Source organism: Neoaquamicrobium sediminum (genome assembly GCF_040970315.1).
Classification (GTDB): domain Bacteria; phylum Pseudomonadota; class Alphaproteobacteria; order Rhizobiales; family Rhizobiaceae; genus Aerobium; species Aerobium sediminum.
In genome coordinates this window covers 11841-30026 of sequence record NZ_JAZHFV010000008.1, presented here as the reverse complement: position 1 = coordinate 30026, position 18186 = coordinate 11841, and the positions used below count along the sequence as shown (strand labels likewise).

Here is an 18186-nt window from a genome sequence, read left to right as displayed (position 1 = left end):
AGCGTGGCGCTTTACGCCGTCGCCAAGGCCTTCTTCCCCTCTTCCAGGACTTCACCCGCCAGATCGGCGTCGATCGTTTCAAGCAGCCGGCGTTTCTCCGAGAGCTCCTCCACGAAACAGAACTCGCCGCCCTGCCGGGATTGGTAGGATGCCAGCCGGCGCTTCGCGTCCCCAAGGCGCAACCGGTAGTGCGACCGCTCGTCCTCGAAGCCGGACAGCACATGTTCAATGCGCGAGACCGCGCCGAGCGCCGTGACGGTCAGGGCGAGATCGACATCGGTCTCCGCCCCGGTACGTGCGAGCGCGACGTCGTATTGGAATTCGTCATTTCCGAAGCGCTTGCCCGAAAAGACGAGTTCGAAGCCGCCGATCGCGGCAATGGGTTTCTCGTCCTCCTGCCGCAGATGCACGAGCGTCATGATCTCCTTTATCAAAGCACGGCCCGCAGGCTTGCGCTCGGAGAAGGACTGTCCGGCAACGGTCATGGCGAAGGCGTCGCCCGCTGTCGGAATTCTGCGCTCAATGTCCTTGCCGATCTCGGCGATCCGCCGCGTGTCATGTTCGATATCGCGTTCGGCATTGCGGATCTGACGACGGACGGCGAAGAGATCGTCGCGATGCGCGGCCCGCAAGCGTTCGAGCCTCGCAATGTCAGCCTCGAGGCCGGCCCTTTGCATCAGGCGCTGATCGCCGGAAGCGATCGCCTTGGCCCTGGCAAACTGGTTGGCCTGGCCCTCACCCACATCTTCCAGCCTGCGCACGGAGGTGTCGCCGGAGAGCGCCGCGGCAATGAACCGGGCCTTGCGCTCGTTGTTCTGCCACATCTGCGCGTCCATCGAACCTTCGGTGGCGTAGGCAAAGATGTCGATCTCGTCGTGCTGATTACCCTGCCGTTCGATGCGGCCTTCGCGCTGCTCGATCTGCGAGGGGAGCCAGGGCACGTCGAGATGGTGGAGCGCCTTCAGGCGAAGCTGGGCGTTGACGCCGGTGCCCATCGTTTCCGACGATCCGATCAGGAAGCGGACTTTGCCGGCATTGACGTCGGCAAAGAGCCGATGCTTGGCCTCGGTCTTCTTGTATTCCTGCATGAAGGCAATTTCCGAGGCCGGAACACCGAGCCGGACGAGTTCGTCGCGGATCCAGCGATATGCGGAAAAGCCTCTGCTTTTCTCGACGCTGATCGTGCCGAGATCGGAGAAGATCATCTGGACTGCGCCGGGCAGATCGAACGGCTTGCCCTCACGATTCAGGTAGGTGTTGGAGCTGGTCGCGCGCCAGATGCGATAGGCATTGGCAATCAGCTTGTTGATCTTGTTGTCCGGCTCATTATCATTATCGGGATCGACCAGCCGGAGATCGATCGCGGCATGGCGGCCGTCGGTGATGACCGAAAGCAGTATGTCGTCGCCGGGCTTGGCGGGGCCCTCACGCTTTTCGATCGCCTTGATGCGCGCCTCGAGCACGTGCTGATAGAGCTTGAAGTCATACGTCGGTTTGGCGGTGACGATCTGGCGCTTGCCGGTCGAGACGGCGGGGATTTTCACATACTTCTTCAGGTCCTCCGGCAAGACGACGTCGGCGAACGAGCGGAACATGGCGATCAGTTCCGGCACATTGACGAAGGTCGCAAAGCGCGAGACGGGCTTGTATTTGCCGGATGGCTGCAGTTCGAGCTCGGTCGCCACATCGCCGAAGGTCGAGGCCCAGGCATCGAATTCGTGCAGCCCGCGTTCCTTGAGCGCCGCGAGGCCGAGGAAACGCTGCACCGAGAACATCTCGCCGAGCGTGTTGGTAATCGGCGTGCCGGAGGCGAGCACGAGCGCCCGGCCCGGGTTCTTCGTCTCGATGAACCGGGACTTCACATAGAGGTCCCAGGCGCGCTGCGATCCGTTCGGATCGATGCCTTTCAGGGTCGACATGTTGGTGGCGAAGGAGAGCTTTCTGAACTCCTGCGCCTCGTCGACGATGATCTGGTCGACGCCGATCTCGGAAATCGTCAGCAAATCGTCTTTGACCGAGCCGAGCGCCTCGAGCCGGTCGCGCAATCCCTCCTTCAGCCGCTCCAGCCGCTTGCGTGACACCCGGTCATCGCTCTCGACCCGGGTGAGCAAGTCCTCATAGAGCGTGAGCTCATCTTCGATCATCTGCTTTTCAAAGGCAGCAGGTACAGCGATGAACTTGAACGCCGAATGGGTGATGATGATCGCGTCCCAGGTCGCCGTCGCCGCGCGCGACAGAAAGCGACGTCGCTTGTCTTTGGTAAAGTTGGTCTCGTCAGCGACGAGGATGCGGGCCGTTGGATAGAGCGCGAGGAATTCGCGGGCGGCCTGGGCCAGGCAATGGCCGGGCACAACCAGCATGGCCTTCGATATCAGGCCGAGACGCCGTTGCTCCATGACTGCGGCGGCAAAAGTCATCGTCTTGCCGGCGCCGACGGCATGGCCGAGATAGGTGGCGCCCGACGAGATGATCCGCCAGATGCCGCGTTTCTGGTGGCCATACAGAACAAAGGCGCCAGAGGCGCCCGGTAACTGGAGATGGTCGCCGTTGAAGGATCGTGGCGCGATGTTGTTGAAGGTGTCATTATAGACCCGCGCCAGCCGGTCGGTGCGGTCCGGATCGGACCAGACCCATGTCTGGAAGGCGGTCTTGATCTTGGTGAGCTTTTCCTTGGCCGCCTCGGTGTCGACGACATTGAGCACACGGCGCTCGCTGTCGCCGTCTTTGACCGTGTCGAAGATCTGCGGGATGCGGCTGTTGAGAGCATCGGCGAGCAGTTCGCCTGCGTGCCGTCGCTTGGTGCCCCATTCGGACGTGCCCTCGGCGCGACAGGCGAGCATGCGCGCATCGACCGTCCAGGTAGCAAGCTCCGGCATGTGACGAATGCGGATGTCGGTCCCCATCGTCTCCTTGACGAAGTCGACGACATCACTTTCCGGAATCCAGGGCGCACCGAGCCGCGCGGTAATCTCGGATGGGCTGAGATCGGCCGGCTGCACCCCCTCGAGCGCCTCGACATTGCGCTTGTAAGCCGGATCGATTTCGGCGGCAGCCTCAGCGATCGCCAGCTTGTCGCGCACGGGGCCGGAGAGATAGGCGTCGGATGTCTGCCAGGTGCCAGCCGCCGGATCGCGATAGATCGCGCTGCCGAGTTCCTCAATGACGATGTCGCGGTCCTCGTGCAGCAGCTCGGCGATATGATCGATGTCGACATGACCGCGCTCGTTCAGGACGACGGCGAGCGCATCGGCGGCATTGGTGATTACGGGCGGTGACGGCGGGGCGATGACCCGCTCGGAAAAGAGCGGGCCGGGCTTCGCGGTATCCGTATCGAGATCGTAATTCTCGATGGAGGCGAGGAGCCAGCAGTCGGGGTCGTCAAAGAAGGGCTGCAGGTTCGGGCGCCGATGCGTTTCGCGGGTCTCTCCGGTCGCCTCGTTTTCGGCGATCGACACCTTGGTGTGATTGATCGGTCCGAAATCCCGCACGAAGCTCGACCAGGCGATGCGCAGCTTGACCTGCAGATCGCGCCACGGCCGATCGGTCTCCTGGGCCTTGAGGATGGCGCGCACGGCGTCTCGGATCGGGATCAGCTTTCTGACGATGTTGATCTGCTTTTCGGAAAACCCCTCGCTCGACCGCCCCTTGCGGACCCGCACCGGCGCGGGCTTGCCGTCGAGAACCTGCATCAATCCTTTCGAAGCATCGAAGTAGAAACTGCCCTCGCGGACATGGGCATCCTCGGGTTTGGCTATATCGGCGAGCGTCCCGCCAAGCTCGCGGTTGAAATCGATCGCGGCGGGCTCGCCGTCATAGATGGCGTCGGGAAGGCGGAGTATGGCAGTGTTCAGATCGGCCTCGAGGTCACCGTCGCCCCGCAAGCAGGTATAACGCTCGCCGTAGGGGCCAGCGGTGGTCGCATGGCGGCCGAGCACATGATCGGGATGATCTGCAAACCAGCGATTGACGCGGACCGCGTCACTGTCCTCGCCAGGGGGAATGACCTCGACCTGGTCCATCCATCTCGCCTCGCCCTGCGGCTCGCCCGGCTTGCGCTTGCGAAAGAACAGAATATCGACAACGACATCGGTGCCGGCATCTGCGCGAAAACTTCCTTCGGGCAGGCGGATGGCGGCGAGCAGGTCGGCGGATTTGGCGATGTGCTCACGCGCCGTGGCCTCCGCCTTGTCCATCGTTCCCGACGAGGTGACGAAGGCAGCGAGCGCCCCGGGTTTTAGAAGATCAATCGACTTGGCGATGAAGTAATCATGTAGTCGCAGGCCGAGCGCGCGATAGGCGCGATCGGAGCGGACTGTTCGGTCCGAGAAGGGCGGATTGCCGATCGCCAGATCGAAATGCGCTGGCAAATCTGTGCGCGCGAAATCGCCCTCGATGATGCGTGCGACCGGCTGCAAGAGGCGGGCGATGCGCGCGGTGACCGGATCGAGCTCGACGCCGGTGACGAACGATGCATCGCGAAACGCTTCCGGCATAAGGGCTGGGAAGAGCCCCGTTCCGCTTCCGGGCTCCAGGACGCGGCCGCCGCGCCAGCCGAGCCGTTCGAGCCCCTTCCAGATCGCCCGTATGATGAACTCGGGCGTAAAATGCGCATATTGCGTACAGCGGCACAGCGAGGCGTACTCGGCCTCGCAGACGGCTTCCTGCAATTGTTCGCCGAGGTCTTTCCAACCCTTGCGGAACCCATCCTCGCCGGGCCTGGTGAAGATGGTGTTGGCGAGATCGGAAGCACCGAAGCCGGTGAACTTGATGAGGCGCGCCTGCTCTTGCTGCGTCGCGGGCCGGTGCTCGGCTGTGATTGTGGTGGCGAGTGAGATGGCGTCGAGGTTATCCTGCGCGCGGGACTTCCAGCCTTTGGAAAGAGAACGGCCGGCGGAAAGATAGAAGTTGCTGCCGCGCTCGCCTGCTCCGCCGACATTCTCATCAGCAGACTTCTCCCATGCCGGCGACTTGGACGAATCCACCACTGGCGGAAGGTCGATCTCGCCCGTTTTTGCTTTGGGACTTTCAGAAAAGGTGGTGACGCCAAATCCAAGCCCGGAGGACAAGGCCGAGCTACCGAACATATCGAGGGTGAAGGGATCGTGGTCTGACATTGGTGGTTTCTCCCATGATGTGGGCGCACGAAGCCGCGCCGTCGGGAAAGCCAGCGGCGCCGGAGGCGTGCGGAATTGGAAGTGCGGTTAGCGGGTGATCAGCGGGAACGAGATGTCGTTCTCGGTGAGCCGGATACCGAGAGGTGATCCCGAAGCTCCGGTTGAAGCTCGGGACCAGCAGATCGGCATCGGTGAATTCGATGCCGTCATCGCCGCCGAAGTGCCGGCGCTTGTAGTCGGACCAGTCGGTATCGCCCTTCGGGTGGCATTCAGTCGAATAAACGACGAACGGTTTCTGCCCCGCGGCAACCTTGCCGTTGGAGATGATGTAGACGCCCTCGTCGCCAACGAACCAGAAGCCGGGCTTCTCGCCCTCTCCCGGCCGGGTGCCATAATAGGGATTGCGGAAACCGCCATTGGTGGCGGCATCGTCTTCGCCGCGCGCGATAGCCTTGCGCACCGCAAGAATCGGAAATGTGAACATGGCCCACCTCACGCGGCTTCAGGCAGCGGCAGGTGGCGCAGGTGCACCGGCAGCTTCTCGGAGACCTGCTGATCGGTCAGGCTCTCCAGCAGCTCGAACCGTGCGCCCGGTTTGCCGTAGACGATGACCGTGCGCTTGCCCCGATGTTGGGACCGGAAGTCCGCGCCGGCATAACCGCGATAATCGTCAAGGGTGGTGCTCCAGATGTGCTCGATGCGTTCGTCGCGCGTCATCGCCTTGACCGGGCGGCGTTCGCGCTCGACGATGGCATCGCGCATGTCATGAACGGAACGCGGATCGAACAAATCGCAATAGGCGTGGAAGTAGCGTTGCACGCCGTTGATGCCGAGTGTGTAGAAGACGCTGGTGATGCTGCCGGTCAGGAATTCGCGCATGGCGAACATTTCGCCGCGCATACAGAGCGGCGGCAGGATTTCGAGCATGTAGTCATGTTGAGCCTGCGCGATTTCGAACCATTCGCCGGCGTAAAGCGCGCCGTCATCATCCTGCCAGCGGTCAGGCCGCCCGGCATGGCGGTCGAAGAGCCTGAACATCTGGTGGCGGTCGGCGATGCCGAAATAGATTTTTCGGATTGGTGCAAGAGAGGTCATGGCGGGCTCCTGTGGGGCCTGTCTCGGGCTGGAGCGCGGTGCACCCTGTCGGCATCACCATCTTCTTCAGCCCTTCCGGACCCCTTCCCGAGGCCGCCTCTCCGTCCGGCCGGGTCAAGGGCCGGCGTCAGCCGGGCGGAGCTTCACCCTTGAGGCGGACGGCGGGCATGCGGCAGCCATCCCTTCCATCCTTCTTTCTTCGTTTGGCCTTCAGATCCTCGTTCCAGTCCTCCAGCTCCGGTCGCAGCCGCGCGAACTGACAACCGGCATCGCGCGCGAGCGCCTCGAGCCTCGCGGCAAAGGTCTCCCCTTGCGCATTGTTGTCGGTGGCGGCGACCAGGAGGGCGTCTGCCCGAATGGCGAGATCGAGCAAGGCCTCTGAACTCGCCGGCGACCAACCGCCCCCGGTGCTCAAATAGCGCGTGTCAGGCCGCTGTTCCTCGAGTGCGGCAAGGCTCATGGCGTCGATTGCGGCCTCGACGACGCACAGGCGCAGCGACGTTGCCGCACCGAACGCAAAGAGCAGTTTGGTGCCGCCGGAGGCAAAACCGCGCCAGTCGGGACCACGCTCTTCCCACCCGGTGACTATTCCTGATGGATCCCGGTGGGCAGCCCACATGCTACCCTGTGGGCCTTCGCGAAGAAGGTCCTCGGCGACTGCCGCGCGCATTACGGGATCGGGTAGCGCCCGCTCGTCCTGCAGGTAGCGCCAAGTCGCCGAACCGGGCCATGGCTTGCGCCGCGCCGACCAGCGCTCGGGAACTGAGAGGTCGGTCATGCGCTCACGCGATTGCCGTAGCCACTGCGGTTGCGAAGGGACGAAGCCGACGAGGTCGGCAACGACATAGAGCGCGGCCGCAAAGGGCAGGCCGTCAAGATGCTCGACGAGGCGGAACACGTCGCCCTTCGCATCCGACAGCGGATCGAACCAGCCCTTGCCGTCATGAATGACAATGATGATCTCTTCGCCGCGGCGGTATTTGACCGCGCGGCGGGTGCTTTCCTTTACGTCGACCGCAAAGCCGGCGGTTTCCAAGACGGCCTCGCAGGCGACCTTTTCTCTCAGCTCTTCCAGGTCTGCTTTTTCCATTCCCTCTCCGCGTTTCGCGCGGTCCTCTGTCCGGTTTTCGCTCCCTATTCCTTAGGGGCGGCAACCCGGGGGCCGCGAAGAGCAAGGCAGGACAAGGGCGCGTCTGGCAAGCCGGCATTTGTGCCGGATCGCATGTTTCGCGGCCAGAGGCGGCGAAGCCTCCCTTGCCGGCCGCCGCGCGCAAGCGGCACCAAGGTGTTCTCGCAGTTCTTTCCAATCCCCTCTGTAGCGCCGCGCATCAAGGATGGCAGCCCGGATGGGGGGAAGACCGCTCGCGGGCTTCAGCTTTGCCAACAGCCCGGCCCTTAGAGCGATGCCAAACATCAATTCAACGTGGCCGACAAACACGGACACAAGCTTGGTTACGATAACTGAGAATTATCAGGGCCTCAAAAGCGCGTAGCAATCGCCAGCGCTCTGTCGGGTCAGGCCTGTTAATAGCCCGTGTGTTCTGGCTACTGACCAAAGATTGTATTTAATCTTTGGTCAGTAGCTGCCTATCGTGCCGTCAACAAACGGCAGGCCAGTTCCCGGTCGCCCCAACGTGTCGAAAAGGTGTCGGAGACTTCGAACCAGCCTCCGTCGTTGCCGGCACCGTGGTTAGCGCCCATGCATGAACATTGGCACTCATGACCGAGCGCTTCCTGGCATGCTCTCGCGCAGATCTGCTGCTCGCGGTAGGGCTGAATGATGGATCTTGCCATATCTGACCAGCGCTCGATCGACGAAGTCATTGAACCAGGATTTCGGCAACTCCCAGTAAGCTTCTGTGCCGCCGATCCATTCGGGAGCAGTTCGCCGCCCGTTCTGAAGCCAGTGCCGATTGTCGTCGGCGAATGGTAGTCGCACGCGAATGCGCTCGCCTCGCCCCGTACGGCGCAGCACAACAGGTATTTGCTTCTGCTTCCAGACATAGGAGAGGGTGAGCTGATCCATCAGCCGCACCAGACAGCTGATGCCAGTTAGATCGGCAAGCCAAGCGCGATGCGCATTGCGCATCAAAAATCGATATCGAATAAAACATCATTATCCAGTTTTGATGTGCCATAAAACATCACATTGAGAGGGCGCCGACTCTTTGATATCGTAAAAGACATCAAGCAAGATAGATGATGCAGAAATAAACATCGATGAAATATGAAACTCAAGAGATTGCCGACCGCCTACGCGAAGCCAGAGAAGCCAAACAGCTCAGCCAACGCGAATTGAGCCGGTTAGCTGGCGTCCCGCAAGCGCAGATTTCGCGGATTGAATCCAACAGCGTTGATCTACGCCTATCGAGCCTCGTCGCGATCGCCAGCGCATTGGATTTGGAGATCGCCCTGGTCCCACGCAAGGCAGTGCCTGCAATCAAATCGATCACGCGTCAGACGACGGATCGAACCGTGATCCAACCGCCCGCGATCGGCAAGGAAATGCAGCAACTGCAAAAGGCGGTTCGCGCCCTTCAGATTGAAGCGCCGAGCCTGCCGGAGCTGGATGAGCTGCGCAAAGCGACGGCATCACTCCAGCGCCTCCAGATTGATACCCGGTTTTTAGATAGCCTCCGCTCCCTGCGCCAAACGATTGACCACGCCAAACGGACGGAGCACTGGAAGGGCATATTGGATGCGATCAACAGCATGAGAGCGCTCCGCAACCAGATCGCCCATTTCGAGCCAACGAGCGAACAAAGGAATGCGAACCGTCCAGCCTACTCATTAGATGAGGAGGACGATAATGCCTGATGTATCCGTTTTGAGTGTGCGCCTCTATGGCGAAGAAATCGGCACGATCACCCATGTCGGAAACGAAAAGACACTTTTTGCGTTCAACGATGCCTATATTGAGAACTGTGAGAGACCGACCCTCGGCCTGCAGTTCAAGGATAGCCTCGGCGACCTGATCACTGATTTTCGGCCATTCAAGATCAGGCTGATGCCCTACTTCTCGAACCTCCTGCCGGAGGGTCATCTGCGCCGATACCTGGCTGAGAAGGCAGACATCCATATCGACCGCGAGTTCTTCCTCTTATGGGTGCTCGGGCAGGACTTGCCCGGCGCGATCACCGTCGTCCCAGCGGACGGTGAAGAATGGCCCGACGAAGCACATAACATCCTTGAAGGGGAAGCCGCGAAAGAGGCTGCCGAAGATGCCATGCGATTTTCATTGGCGGGCGTGCAGCTCAAATTCTCGGCGGTTCAAAGTGCGAGCGGCGGCTTGACGATTCCGACAAGCGGCGTCGGCGGCAATCGGATCGTCAAACTCCCCTCACGCGAGTTTGCCAACCTCCCGGAAAACGAGTTCTCGATGATGAGCCTTGCCAGGATGGTTGGGATCAACGTGCCAGCGATCGGGCTGATCGATGTGCGATCGATCGGAAACCTGCCAGACGGGATTGAGAAGATCAGGCAACAGGCTTTCGTCATCGAGCGCTTCGATCGCAATGAAGATGGCAGCGTCACACATATCGAGGATTTTGCGCAGGTCTTTAACGTCTATCCTGAGGACAAGTACAAGAAGGCCAGTTACCGCAATCTGATATCGGTGATCGCCTCCGAATCCGATCAGGATGATGTGGCCGAATTTATTCGCCGCCTGACATTCAATGTCCTGATCGGCAATGGCGACATGCACCTGAAAAACTGGTCGCTGATCTATCCTGATCGCCGCAACGCACGCCTCTCTCCGGCCTATGACTTCGTGTCCACGATTCCGTATATCGCGAACGACAAGTCCGCGCTGACCTTCAGCCGGACGAAGGAGTTCACCGGTTTTACAACGGACGAGCTGGCGCACCTATCCGCAAAAGCCAAGCTGCCCAAGAAGCTTGTGCTCGACACAGCCAAGGAAACCATCTCGCTCTTCATGGAGCGATGGGAGACCGAAAAGGCCAACTTGCCCATGCATAAAGATGTGGTCGAGATCATCGACAAGCATCTTACGACTTTGCCGGTTGTCACCGGCAAAGAGTGAAAGGAGGCGGCCTAAGCCGCATCCTCGATATCACGATGATTGGAAGCCAGAGACATCAGCCAATTGCTGGCCTCAGAGGCTTTGGACGCTGCAGTGAAGACCGCCTTCTTGTCGGATTACCTACCGAAAATCCCGCGTTTTCACCTTGATCTCATCAATGTGGCCGTGTGGATCGAACATATCCCGCGGCTTCGGGGTGCCTCGCGGATCTGGTGCCGGCGATCCGCGGTGAAATTCATCCCCGCGTCCATGAGGAAGCGGGAACGCGTTTTCGCCTGATCCGACGCTGGCGAGTTCCGCCGACAAATCGATCAGCTCGTGCGCTACGATATGCACGACTTCGCCCTCACGCTGGACCCTGCCCTTCACACCTATCATCCCAGAGCCCAGCACGACGCGACGAAATTTCTCCAAGACCTTTGTCCAGACCACGAGGTTGGCAACGGCGGTCTCGTCTTCGAGTGTGATAAACATGACGCCCTTTGCCGATCCGGGACGCTGTCGCACCAAAACGAGACCAGCCACGTGGACCCAGCAACGGTCGGGACTGGCAACTGCCTTGGCACAGGTGATGATGCGGCGGCCGGCCAGTTCCGCGCGCAGAAATGAAACCGGATGCGCGCGCAACGTCAGTCCGAGATGGCCGTAGTCCTCAACCACCTCCCTTCCCGACGTCATTGGTCGCAGCGAGACAGCGGGCTCGGATTGTTCGGGAACGATACCGGCTTCGCGCATAGCTGCCGCGGCAAAGAGCGGCAACGGTTCATCTCGCAGAGCCTTGATAGCCCAGAGCGCCTCCCGCCGGGCGAGGCCGAGCCCTGCCCGGAAGGCATCGGCTTCGGCGAGCTCGACCAGAGCGGCAACAGGAATGCCGGCCCGGCGCCAGAGGTCGTCGACCGACCGATAGGGTTGATCTTCCCGGCAGGAGATCAGTCGCGCAGCTTCAGCATTGCCTAGGCCCTTGACCATGCGCAGGCCAAGTCGGACGGCAAAGCGGCCATCGTCGCCGGTCGCCTCGAGCGTGCAATCCCAGTGGGACGCATTGATGCAGACGGGCCGGACCTCGACGCCATGTTCCCGCGCGTCGCGCACGATCTGGGCCGGCGCGTAGAACCCCATGGGCTGTGCATTGAGCAATGCGCAGCAGAACGCGTCAGGATGCCAGCATTTCATCCAACTGCTGGCATAGGCAATGAGGGCGAAGCTCGCCGCGTGGCTTTCCGGAAAGCCATATGAGCCAAATCCTTCGAGCTGCTTGAAGGTGCGCTCGGCGAAATCGCGGTCGTAGCCGTTCGCAACCATGCCGGAGACGAGTTTCTCACCGAATTTCGAGACGCCGCCTGTGTGCTTGAAAGTCGCCATGGCGCGTCGAAGCTGGTCGGCTTCGCCGGCGGTAAAGCCGGCGCATTCGATCGCGACCCGCATCGCCTGCTCCTGGAAAAGTGGAACCCCCAATGTTTTTCCGAGCACGGCCTCGAGTTCCGGCTTGGGGTAGGTCACATCCTCCTTGCCTTCGCGCCGGCGAAGGTAGGGATGCACCATGTCGCCCTGGATCGGCCCGGGGCGGACGATCGCGACCTCAATGACGAGATCGTAGAATGTGCGCGGCTTGATGCGGGGCAGCATCGCCATCTGCGCACGGGATTCGATCTGGAATGTGCCGAGCGTGTCGGCCTTGCGGATCATCGCGTAGGTGCGGGGATCCTCGGCCGGAATGGTGGCGAGGTCGAGCCGGATATCCTTGTGCTGGGCGAGGAGATCGAAAGCGCGGCGCATGCACGACAGCATGCCCAGGGCCAGAACATCGACCTTCATGAACTTTAGAACATCGATGTCGTCCTTATCCCACTCGATCACCTGGCGGTCTTCCATGGCCGCCGGCTCGATCGGCACCAACTCGTCGAGCCTGTCGCGGGTGAGGACAAAACCGCCTGGATGCTGGGACAGATGACGGGGCGTGCCGACGAGCTGGTGCGAAAGCTCAAGCGCCAAGCGCAGGCGGCGGTCACCCATATTGAGGTTGAGACCTTCGGCGTGTTTCTGCTCCACGCCTTCCGACCAGCCCCAGACCTGCGATGAAAGCGTCTTGGTTAGATCTTCAGGCAGACCGAGCGCCTTGCCGACATCGCGCAAGGCACCCTTTGCCCGGTAGCGGATGACGGTGGAACAGAGCGCGGCGCGGTCGCGGCCATAGGTCTCGTAGACCCACTGGATGACCTCCTCTCTCCTTTCGTGCTCGAAATCGACATCGATGTCGGGTGGCTCACGGCGTTCTTCCGATACGAAGCGCTCGAAGAGAAGGTCGTTGCGGTCTGGGTCGACCGAGGTGACACCGAGCACGAAGCATACCGACGAATTGGCGGCCGACCCCCTGCCCTGGCACAGAATCCCTTTCGAGCGAGCAAAGCGGACAATCGCATTCACGGTCAGGAAATAGGGCGCATATTCCAGCTTTTCGATCAGCCGAAGCTCATGATTGAGATTGCCTCGCACCTTGTCGGGCAGGCCTTCAGGATAACGCTCTGCCGCACTCTCCCAGGTAAGCTTTTCGAGCGCCTGCTGTGGCGTCAGGTCGGGGAAGAGCTTTTCCTCGGGATACTGATAGGCAAGTTCGTCGAGCGAGAATGCGCATCGCTCCATGATCTCGACCGTTCGGGCAAGCGCCTGCGGATAGCGCGCGAACAGCCGGTGCATTTCTTCAGGGGGTTTGAGGTATCGATCGGCAAAGCGCTCGCGGCGGTGCCCGAGTTCGTCGATCGTGACATTGTGCCGGATGGCGGTCACGACGTCCTGCATCATCTGACGATCCGGCTCGTGGAACAGAACGTCGTTGGTGACAACCGGAGGCACGCGGGCGGCGGCCGCCAGGTTCGACAGGTGCCAGAGACGGAGCTGATCGTTCGGCCGGCGACGCAAAGTGAGCGCCATGTAGGCCCGGTCGCTGAACGCCTCGCGAAGGCGCCGAAGCTGTTGAGCGCATGTTTCGTCGGCCGCATCCGGCACCAGTACGGCGAGAAGACCGTCGCCATAGGCTACGAGGTCCTGCCATTCGAGATGGCACTGGCCCTTGCCGGCGCGCTTTTTGCCGAGCGAGAGAAGACGAGACAGTCGCGCATAAGCGGGGCGGTCGGTCGGATAGACCAGCACCGACATGCCGTCAGCGAGATCGAGACGGCAACCGACGACGAGACGAATGCCGGTGGTCCGGGCCGCTTCATAGGCCCGCACGATCCCGGCAAGCGAATTGCGGTCGACAATGCCGAGCGCCTCGATCCCCATCACGGCCGCTTGCGCGAACAGTTCGTCGCAACTGCTTGCTCCTCGCAGGAACGAGAAATGCGAGGTTACCTGCAATTCGGCATAGCGCGATCCGGTCATCCGAAGATTCCATGCAGGAACCAGCGCTGCGAACCGCTGTTTTCATGCTCGCCGTCGCCGGAACGGAATAGCCAGTAGCGCTCGCCGGTTTCATCCTCGACGCGGAAGTAATCGCGCACCGTGGTCATTTCAGCGTCGCGCTTCCACCATTCGCCGCGGATACGTTCGGGCCCGTCGGCCCGCTGCACGCGCCGGCGCACGCCGCGCCAGGTAAACCAGACCGGCGGATGATCGGGAAGCAATGCCATAGTCTCGATAGGTTCGGGACGCGACAGAAGCCGCGGCGGCCGTGGCCAGTCTCCGTCCCAAGTCGCGCCGGTCTCTGGCGCGAGCGGCGGCACACGCGCCACCGAGCGCTCAGGGACGTCGCTTTGTACCGGCACGAAACGGCAGAGCCGGTTCTCGCCGATGCGGTTGGCGAGTACGTCGATAAGGTCAGAAACATCCGGCTCCGGCGCCTGCACGAGCGATGTGATCGTCTGTCTCTGTCCGAGCGGCTCGGCCTCGATGGCGACCAGCACCATGCCTTCAATGCCGAAGCCGGGGTCGACGGTCTCGATCTTGTCGCAGAGCAGCCGGGTGAGACGTTTCTGATCCCGTACCGGTTGGGCGGTGCCGACGCGGATGAACTGAAGCGCGTTGTCGACGCGATAAAACAGCAGATCGAGCCGCCGTGCGCCAAGGCCGCGCTTCTCGAGCTCAAGGCAAAGCGCCTCGACCAGCCGGCCAGTATAGCGGGCGATCGTCTCGGCAGCGCCGATCGGCTCGCCAAAGACGCGGCGCACCTCGACCAATTCGGGCGAGCGAACGGGGTCGACGGGCTCGGCCAGGACACCCAGCGCCTGATCGAGCCGCCGTCCAAGCTCGGGTCCGAAGCGCAAGGTTATTGGGGCGCGGGGCTGATCCAGAATGTCGCCGATCCGCTCGAAGCCGAGCGTTCTGAGACCGGCAATGGTCTCACCTTCCAAACGAAGGGCAGCTAGCGGCAGCGGCCGCAGCATCGCTTCACTTTGCCCTTGTGGAATGACCAGCACCTCTCCTTTCAGGAACCGCGCTGCGGCGTGGGCGGCGCCCCAGCTGTCGGCGATCGCCGCCCGCGCCTCGACCCCAGAGGACGCGAAGCGCCGAACGAGGGAGGCGAGCATGGCCGCCTCGCCGCCATGCAGATGATCGGCGCCCGTGGTATCGATCACCAAACCGTCTGGCGGATCGACCATGACCACTGGCGATATACGTTGCAGAACCCAAAGCGCCAGCTTGTCGAGACCTTCGGCATCGGCGACCGGATCGGCGTCGATGACGATGAGGCCGGGCACAAGGGCCTGGGCCTTTGCGACGGCCATGCCGACACGGACGCCACGTGCCTGCGCATTGGCGTCGATGGCGGTGATCAGCCGTCGTCGGCCGGAGCGGCCGACAAGGACAAGCGGCGCCTCAGGCGGAGGCGACGCGTCGCCAGACTTCCTTCTGAGGCGGTCTGTCGGCCACCTTGGAAGGAAGAGCGATACGACCCTGTGCATCGCAGGCCTCCACTTCGAAATCTGCACTTTCTCCGGCTTTCGCCCGGATCAGCTCAACCAGCCAGCGAGCGCGACCGAGCCCCGGGACCGGCAATGGGACCGAGGGCAGGACGGAAACGCGCCAGCGCGTGGCACTGGCTGTGGGCTGACCGAAATCGCCAGCCTCCGTCTGCCGGCGCCAGCGGCGCATGGCGAGGCCGATGGTCCGCGACGATTCCGCGGCGAGTTGCAGGCGCCGCGATGCAGTCATCGACAGATGCGCGGTTTCGGCGATCACAGCGCCGAGACCGCCGTGTCGCAAGCCTTCCTCAAAACAGTCGAGAAGCGCCTTCTCGTCACCTGTCTCGACATGGATCACGCGGTCTGGCGCCAGGCCCGCCTGCGCGATAGCGGGAGCGAAAAGGTCCGCGCGTGTGACGATCCACAACACCTTGCCCCGGGTTCGCGCAGCAATTCCGGTAACAAACAAAGCCGCCGCCGCGCCGTCGACGGCTCCATTGCCGCCGCCAGCGATTTCATGCAGTGCCCCCAATGCCAACCCTCCCCCTGGAAGCCTGCGATCGATGTCGGCGAGGCCGAATGGCAGGACTTCGCGCACGCGGCCTGCGCCCCCTTCCAGGTGCGCGATACGCTCCTGAAGCTGGGCGATGACAGGGTTTGCCGCGCGATCGGGCATCGTCAATCCAGGTCTCCTGAGGGCTTTCCAACGCCCGGAGGCGCTGTTATGTTCATTATTTGTTCCGTTTTGGAAAATGAGTCAATCGGGCTCTTGGTGGAGTTTTTCGGGACGGGGTGGGGAAGCTACGGCAAGCATCAGCGCAGCACTCAGCGATTGTCGTTGTAACTGAGGGTGATAGGGGGCGAGACGGCATGAATGCGGCGCATCTGGAAAAACTGAACGACGGTCAACGTGCCGCGGTCGTCCACGGCATCGGCCTCCCTGACGGCCGGGTCGGAGGGCCGTTGCTGATCATTGCCGGTGCTGGATCGGGTAAGACCAACACGCTCGCGCATCGCGTTGCCCAACTCATCATCGCCGGCGCCGATCCGCGGCGCATCCTGCTGATGACGTTCTCGCGTCGGGCCGCGAGCGAAATGGCTAAACGGGTGGCACGAATTTGTGCCAGGGTGCTCGGTGACAAGGCCGGCGTTCTGACCGACGCGCTCACCTGGTCCGGCACATTCCACGGCATCGGCGCTCGAATCTTACGGGAATATGCGGTCGAGCTCGGCCTGGATCCGCAATTCACCATTCATGATCGGGAGGATTCGGCGGATCTGATGAACCTGGTTCGTCACGATCTCGGATTCTCCAAGACGCAGAACCGGTTTCCAACCAAGGGAACGTGCCTCTCAATCTATTCGCGCGCCGTCAATGCCGAGGCATCGCTCGAAGACGTACTGCGCGCCAGTTTTCCATGGTGTGCGGCCTGGGGGAAGGAACTGCGCGGGCTCTTTGCGGGCTATGTCGAGGCAAAGCAGATCCAGAACGTGCTCGATTATGATGATTTGCTGCTCTACTGGGCCCAGACCATGGGCGATGTCACATTGGCTGGCGAGATCGGCGGCAGGTGGGATCATGTTCTGGTCGACGAATATCAGGACACCAACCGCCTTCAGGCGACGATCCTCACGGGATTGAAGCCAGCAGGACGCGGCCTTACCGTCGTCGGCGACGACGCACAGGCGATCTATTCCTTCCGCGCGGCCACGGTCCGGAACATCCTCGATTTCCCAAAGGCGTTCTCGCCAGCGGCTGAGGTCATCACCCTCGACCGCAACTACCGCTCCACCCAGCCAATCCTTGCCGCCGCCAATGGCGTGATTGGTCTCGCAAAAGAGCGTTTCACCAAGAACCTGTGGACCGATCGGCCGTCAAACGAGCGGCCGAGGCTGATCACCGTGCGAGACGAAGCCGACCAGGCGAAGTTCGTGGCTGAAGAGATCCTGGCGAACCGGGAGAGCGGCATGCGGCTGAAAGATCAAGCGGTGCTATTCCGAGCCAGCCACCATAGCGGGCCGCTGGAGGTGGAACTCACGCGGCGCAACATCCCCTTCGTCAAGTTTGGCGGACTCAAATTCCTCGACAGCGCCCACGTGAAGGACATGCTCGCGGCACTGCGCTTTGCGCAGAACATCCGCGATCGGGTGGCTGGCTTCCGGCTGTTGCAGCTTCTGCCCGGCGTCGGACCGGCGACGGCGCAGAACGCGCTGGATGCGATCGCGGAGAGCGCCGATCCGATAGAGACGCTCGCCCGCCTCCCCTGCCCTGCCCGCGCGCAAAGTGAGTGGCCGGGCTTCGTGGACCTCATCGCGGGTTTGCGTTCCGGCACCTCCGGTTGGCCCGCCGAGATCGCGCAAGTTCGGGCCTGGTACGAACCTCATCTTGAGCGGATCCATGAAGATTTCGAGATGCGCCGCGCCGACCTGCTCCAGCTCGAGGACATCGCTGCCGGCTATCCTGGCCGCGAACGGTTTCTCACCGAAATTACACTCGATCCTCCGGATGCCACTTCAGGGCAGGCCGGCGTGCCGCTTCTCGACGAGGATTATCTGATCCTGTCGACGATTCACTCCGCCAAGGGCCAGGAATGGGGTGCGGTTTTCGTTCTCAATACAGTTGATGGCTGCATCCCTTCCGATCTGGGTGTGGGGACGTCCGACGATATAGAGGAAGAGCGGCGGCTGCTTTACGTTGCAATGACAAGAGCAAAGGACAGCCTTAACCTGGTCGTTCCACAACGCTTCTTTACCCATGGCCAGTCCTCAACAGGTGACCGCCACGTCTACGCCTCGCGTACAAGGTTCATACCCGCCCATCTCGTCGATCTGTTCGAGCGACGCGCGTGGCCCACGGTCCCATCCGGCTCAAACTCCAGTATCGGGCCGAGAAAAGTACGTCTGGATGTTGGTGCTCGGATGCGCGGTATGTGGCGTTGATTGAAACGGTGGCCCGGTAGCCGTGTTTGCGGTGAGACGGTCTGCAGCCGGTGTCGGCAGCGCCTCCCAGCTGTCGATTGGCAAACCTGACGCT

General features: G+C 61.8%; 10 protein-coding genes and 1 pseudogene. 3 read left to right on the top strand and 8 right to left on the bottom strand.

Annotation, left to right across the window (positions count from 1 at the left end; translation table 11 throughout):
• Positions 1-11: 11 nt before the first annotated feature.
• The 5 genes and pseudogenes from V1479_RS21800 to V1479_RS21780 all read right to left on the bottom strand — a co-directional run bounded on the left by V1479_RS21800 (position 12) and on the right by V1479_RS21780 (position 8235).
• Complete coding sequence (locus tag V1479_RS21800; protein WP_368804726.1) at positions 12-5114, bottom strand: helicase-like domain-containing protein; 5103 nt, start codon at positions 5112-5114, stop codon at positions 12-14.
• A gap of 87 nt (positions 5115-5201) precedes the next feature.
• A pseudogene (locus tag V1479_RS21795) lies at positions 5202-5598 on the bottom strand (DUF3085 domain-containing protein).
• Between the two features lie 8 nt (positions 5599-5606).
• Positions 5607-6209, bottom strand: a complete 603-nt coding sequence (locus V1479_RS21790) for a DUF1419 domain-containing protein (RefSeq protein WP_368804725.1) — start codon at positions 6207-6209, stop codon at positions 5607-5609.
• Positions 6210-6336: 127 nt separating this feature from the next.
• Positions 6337-7299 carry a DUF3991 and toprim domain-containing protein gene (locus tag V1479_RS21785; RefSeq protein WP_368804724.1) on the bottom strand — a complete coding sequence of 321 codons (963 nt, stop codon included), beginning with the start codon at positions 7297-7299 and terminating at the stop codon, positions 6337-6339.
• 627 nt (positions 7300-7926) lie between these two features.
• Entirely contained in the window at positions 7927-8235 is a 309-nt protein-coding gene (locus V1479_RS21780) for a hypothetical protein (RefSeq protein WP_368804723.1), read from the bottom strand.
• Between the two features lie 194 nt (positions 8236-8429).
• Here V1479_RS21780 and V1479_RS21775 point away from each other — a divergent pair, with 194 nt between their 5' ends.
• Together V1479_RS21775 and V1479_RS21770 are read left to right on the top strand one after the other, a co-directional pair.
• Complete coding sequence (locus V1479_RS21775) at positions 8430-9026, top strand: helix-turn-helix domain-containing protein (RefSeq protein WP_368804722.1); 597 nt, start codon at positions 8430-8432, stop codon at positions 9024-9026.
• Positions 9019-10254: a type II toxin-antitoxin system HipA family toxin gene (locus tag V1479_RS21770; protein WP_438620790.1), complete on the top strand. Its 1236-nt coding sequence runs from the start codon at positions 9019-9021 to the stop codon at positions 10252-10254. The genes V1479_RS21775 and V1479_RS21770 overlap by 8 nt, the downstream gene beginning before the upstream one ends.
• A gap of 120 nt (positions 10255-10374) precedes the next feature.
• On the opposite strand, the gene V1479_RS21765 is transcribed toward V1479_RS21770, so the two are convergent.
• From V1479_RS21765 to V1479_RS21755, 3 genes are read right to left on the bottom strand one after another with little or no spacing between them, the layout of a single operon-like run.
• Complete coding sequence (locus tag V1479_RS21765) at positions 10375-13632, bottom strand: error-prone DNA polymerase (protein ID WP_368804721.1); 3258 nt, start codon at positions 13630-13632, stop codon at positions 10375-10377.
• A complete protein-coding gene (locus V1479_RS21760) occupies positions 13629-15152 on the bottom strand; it encodes a Y-family DNA polymerase (RefSeq protein ID WP_368804720.1) in 1524 nt (507 codons plus the stop codon). Before V1479_RS21760 ends, V1479_RS21765 begins: the two co-directional genes overlap by 4 nt.
• Positions 15067-15828: an ImuA family protein gene (locus V1479_RS21755; RefSeq protein ID WP_368804791.1), complete on the bottom strand. Its 762-nt coding sequence runs from the start codon at positions 15826-15828 to the stop codon at positions 15067-15069. Before V1479_RS21755 ends, V1479_RS21760 begins: the two co-directional genes overlap by 86 nt.
• A gap of 194 nt (positions 15829-16022) precedes the next feature.
• On the opposite strand from V1479_RS21755, the gene V1479_RS21750 reads away from it, so the two are divergent.
• On the top strand, positions 16023-18092 hold the full coding sequence (locus V1479_RS21750; protein ID WP_368804719.1) for an ATP-dependent helicase: 2070 nt from the start codon (positions 16023-16025) through the stop codon (positions 18090-18092).
• The last annotated feature ends 94 nt before the right edge of the window (positions 18093-18186 follow it).